The sequence below is a fragment of the Gemmiger formicilis genome (genome assembly GCF_016901605.1).
Lineage (GTDB): Bacteria > Bacillota > Clostridia > Oscillospirales > Ruminococcaceae > Gemmiger > Gemmiger formicilis_B.
On the sequence record NZ_JACJKP010000228.1, the window covers coordinates 1 to 3,532 of the forward strand.

2 protein-coding genes and 1 pseudogene are annotated in these 3,532 nt (G+C 57.3%); all 3 read right to left on the bottom strand.

The window, feature by feature from the left end:
* A partial coding sequence (locus H6B10_RS13290) for a branched-chain amino acid ABC transporter permease (protein ID WP_204652050.1) occupies nt 1–613 on the bottom strand: 613 nt, incomplete at its 3' end.
* A 98-nt stretch (nt 614–711) separates the two neighbouring features.
* Entirely contained in the window at nt 712–1,908 is a 1,197-nt protein-coding gene (locus H6B10_RS13295) for an ABC transporter substrate-binding protein (protein ID WP_204652051.1), read from the bottom strand.
* Between the two features lie 548 nt (nt 1,909–2,456).
* A pseudogene (locus H6B10_RS13300) lies at nt 2,457–3,532 on the bottom strand (hypothetical protein); the annotation flags it as partial.

The following is a 3,532-nucleotide window of genomic DNA, read 5'->3' on the forward strand; positions in this document are numbered from 1 at the left end:
CGCCGGCAATACCGGCCAGGATGCCCGATACCACAAAGGCGCACTGGATGATACGGGTGGAGTCGATGCCCATGAGCTGGGCGGTGTCGCGGTCAAAAGAGACGGCGCGCAGGGCGCGGCCCAGGCGGGTTTTCTGGATGACGAAAGCCAGCACCAGCAGCGCCACGGCGCTGATGATGAACATGACCAGGTCACTGGTGGAGATGACCAGCGAACCGACACCCAGGGTGGGCGGGGTGAAAAAGGACGGGAAGTTGAAGAAGTTGGAACCCGCCTTTATGGTGACAAGGCCCTCATACAGGGTGCCCAGCGTGATGGAGGACACAAAGAAATAGGTGGGGGCCGAGTGATTTTTCAAAATACGGCGGAAACCGACAAACTCACCGAACAGCGAGATCAGCGCACCGGCCAGCCCGGCGACGATCAGCGTGGGGACCAGGCCGAGGCCTTTGTCGGAAACCAGAAAATAAGCAACAAACGCGGCAGCCGTCATGGTGGCACCGTGCGAGAAGTTGGAGAATTTGAGAATATTGAAGATCAGCGCAAAGCCGGTGGCGATCAACGCATAGATCGAACCGGTCGCGATGCCGTTGATGATGACTTGCAGCGACATAAGATGTTTGCCTCCTAAAAAAAGAGCAGGCGGCTCCCGCCGCAGCGCGGGAAAACGGTGCGGGAGCCGCCTGTTGCATTGCGTTCTTGGTGCGGGAATCAGCCTGCGAACTGTTCCAGCATGACGGGGGTCTGGTTATCGTAGGTGTACATGAACATGCTCATACCGGTGGGCATGTGGGTCGCGGGGTCAATGGTGATGGTGCCGGTGATGCCCTCGTAGCTCAGGTTCTCAAAGGCACTGTGCAGGGCTTCGTAGTCGGTGCCGTTCTTGCTGATGGCATCGGCGGCGGCCATGACGATGTCGTAGCCCAGGAAGTACTTGTTGGGAGCGCTGACGGTATCTTCGATCTCAGCGATCTTGGCGGCGATTTCGGGGTCCTCGGTGTTGATGTTGTTGATGTAGTACACGTTGGAGCAGTCACCGCCGTAGGTGGTGTTGAAAGCGGGGGCGGCGTCCAGACCTGCAATGATCTTGCCCTCGTAGCCCAACTCGGTGGCGGCGGTCACAATAGCGACCAGCTGCTGGGTGTAGTTGGGGCAGTAGATGGCGTCCACATTGGCGGAAACCAGCGGCTGGAGCAGGGTCTTGTAGTCGGTGTCGGCAGCGCCGAAGGCAACGATCATGCTATCGTCCACGGTGACGCCATCCTCGGCCAGACGGTCCAGGAACGGGTCCAGCAGAGAAACGGAGTAGGAGTTCTCCTGGTTGTACAGCACACCGAAGGTCTTGTAGCCGTTCTTCAGTGCAAAGGCGGCCATGATCTCGCCCTGGGAGTCGGCGTTGGGCTGCAGGCCGAACATATTCTTATAGGGGGTGCCGTCCTCTTTCAGCTGGCAGGAGGGGTCCATGGCCAGGCCGACGACGGGCACGTCATATCCTTCGGAAGTTTCTTTGATGGCGTTGGCGATGTTGGCGACCGGCGGGCCGACGATCAGCGAAACTTCGTCCACGGTGACGGCGGTGATGTAGGCGTTCACGGCCTCGGTCACATCGCCTTTGGTGTCGTAGGTATTCATCACAAGGGTCTTGCCGTTGATGCCGCCGTTGGCATTGATCTCATCCACAGCGGCCTGTGCACCGGCCTGTACCGAGATGCCCAGGCTGGAGGTGCTGCCCGTGATATCCTGCAGGCAGCCGATGAGGATCTCGCCGCCGGAGCTCTCTTCGGTGGCGGAGGTGGCGGAAGATGCAGTGGAGGAACTTTCCTGTGCGGTGGAGCTGCCGGAGCTGCTGCACGCTGCCATGCTCAGTGCCATGCCGGCGGCGAGCACAAAAGATACGATGCGTTTCATGTGAATTTCTCCTTGTATTGGGTCAATTTTTGGAATGCGGTCGACCTTGCGGGTTCTGAGTTACTATGCCCTCCTTTCGCGGCGGATTCGCGGTTCCCCCTGCCGATTCAATGCCGTGGTCATGGGAGCCGCGGGGCCTGTTCTGTTTCTGCAAACGTTTGCAAAAACAAGAAAAAATAAAATTCTGACGTTTTAATCAATTTTTTTGTAAAACGACAGAAATAATCTGGCTATAAGATAAATCAAAACACAGATTTTGTCAATAAAGCACGCATAAATTCGACTTTTCCAACAAATTTGTATATGCAAATGTTTGCAATATGCCGAAGAAGGGGGTAAAAGAAATACTTTTTGAACACATAAGAATAAAGTGTTCTAAAATTGAGGCAAAAAGGAGTGGTTTGCCGTGACCAAGAAAAACCACAAAAAACAGCCGCGCGGAAAAAAGCGATGCAAAAAAGCCCCATGCCGAAGCATGGAGTTGTTGTTTGATTTTTCCGGGGAGAATGCAACAAAAGTTACATAAAAACAGCGCAGGTAACTTTGGGTTACGATGCAGAGGCGGCAGTGTCCGTATCTTCGGACGGGTGCAGCCAGACTCGCTCGTCTGTATCATCCAACGAAACAGGGCTGAGTACCAGTGCCTCGCAGTCGCCGTAGCTGCCGTCGGCTTTCCAGGTGGCGATGTGGGTGGCGGTCAAAGTCCATTCGGGCAAACCTTCGCTATTGCAAAGGGCGATGCCCAAACCGTCAAAACTTTGCCACTGGCGGTAAACCGATTCACCGCCACCGGTCAGCAACCGGTAACAGCCGGCGTCACTGTCCCACTGCAGGGTGATGCCGGGGTCCCAGAAAAAGGCGTTTTGCTGCCAGGAACCGGTGATGGGGTCGGACTGCAGCCGGTCGCCCCGGCCGGAAGCACCGTCCAACAGCTGCACGTGGGTCTGGCCGTCGGGGGATTGGTAGGTCACGGCGCAGCAGGTGTCGGTCTGCCATTGGATTTTTACCTCTCCTGTCACAGGTACGGTGGTTTCTTCCGCAAAAGAAAGCGTCCCTTTTTGGTGGTCATAGGCCAGTGAGATCGCGGCACCGCCCTCCCAGTTCGGGCTTATGATCAGCTGGAGCCCGTCGCGCGCCGTCTGGAAGGCCGATGCAGAGAGAACGGTCACCAGAAAATACAGCCCCCACAGCAGATATATCTTTACCTGGCGCGGCCATGACCGGTGCAAGGCGCCGTAGATGGCCTGGGGTGCGGTTTGCCGCAGATGGGCGAGCAGCGTTTCGCCGCTGTCGGCACAGGCCGTATCGGGCACCGGCAGCGCCAACAGGGTTTCTTCCCCCTGCCAAAGCAGCACCGTCCAGCCTTTGCCGCGGTAGACCCGGGTCAGGTCGTCCAGCGGATAATCGCTGCCGCCGTCGTCATTCTCCAGGTGCAGGTGGGTGGGGTACAGAACGGCGCCCTCAAAGTGGTGCAGATTGGCGCGCAGCCGCAACGCCAAAGCCAGGGCGAGGGGATTGATCAGCGCCAGAAAAAAAGTGATATAGGGCAGTGCACACATCCACAAAGCAGGCCGGATGCCCTGGCCTACCATGGACAAACCGGCAGCCAGGCAGCCGAAGAACA